Annotated in this window: 1 protein-coding gene; it reads right to left on the bottom strand. The window is 56.3% G+C overall.

Features of this window, described 5'->3' with window-relative positions:
* Nucleotides 1–506, bottom strand: a 506-nt coding sequence (locus EAE90_RS23330) for a two-partner secretion domain-containing protein (protein WP_214055460.1), incomplete at its 3' end; no start/stop codon positions are given.
* Between the last annotated feature and the right edge of the window lie 84 nt (nucleotides 507–590).

Here is a 590-nt window from a genome sequence, read left to right as displayed (position 1 = left end):
CCGGCCACTTCAATCCAGCCGTTGAGGTGACTACGGTTATGGTTATTGACCTCATTGAGGATAATGCTGGCGTCCCCTTTGGCTAACCACGGATTACCGGCCACCATGCCGCCGAGTTGCGTCTGGGTGGCCTGATGGCTGTTATTGAGGATAACCCCTTGTTTATCCACGTCAAACTGGTGATAGCGATTGTGGGAAACGCCGTCGGCTCCCGGCGTCTGGATATTGACCTGCGGCGTGCCGTTGGCGCTGCGAACGATGGTCGGTTGCTGACGTCCCGGCGCCTGTCCATCGGCCACAATCGCCGCCTGCGCAGTGAGCGAAATCCCGCCAAGGGCTAACAACAATCCAAACCGTAGCGCGGTGAGTCGGCAACGATGCTGCGGTGAAGAGGGGCGATGAGCGCGGCGTCCCATTGGTCCGCGTCCGGCCCGCGCTATCTCGGCCACCACCATCCACATCTGGCGAGATTGGTTAAAGATAATACGATATAACTGCTTGTTCATGATTTTTGCTCCAGACAACACTACCCACCGGCAGTTTTGCTATTTGAATTAATACTGCCAATACAGGTTGAATCCGGCTGTGAC

Origin of the sequence: Photorhabdus caribbeanensis, from assembly GCF_018448885.1 — a bacterium.
GTDB classification, from domain to species: domain Bacteria; phylum Pseudomonadota; class Gammaproteobacteria; order Enterobacterales; family Enterobacteriaceae; genus Photorhabdus; species Photorhabdus caribbeanensis.
The sequence above is the reverse complement of the archived record's forward strand: the minus strand, read 5'-3'. Positions and strand labels throughout refer to the sequence as shown.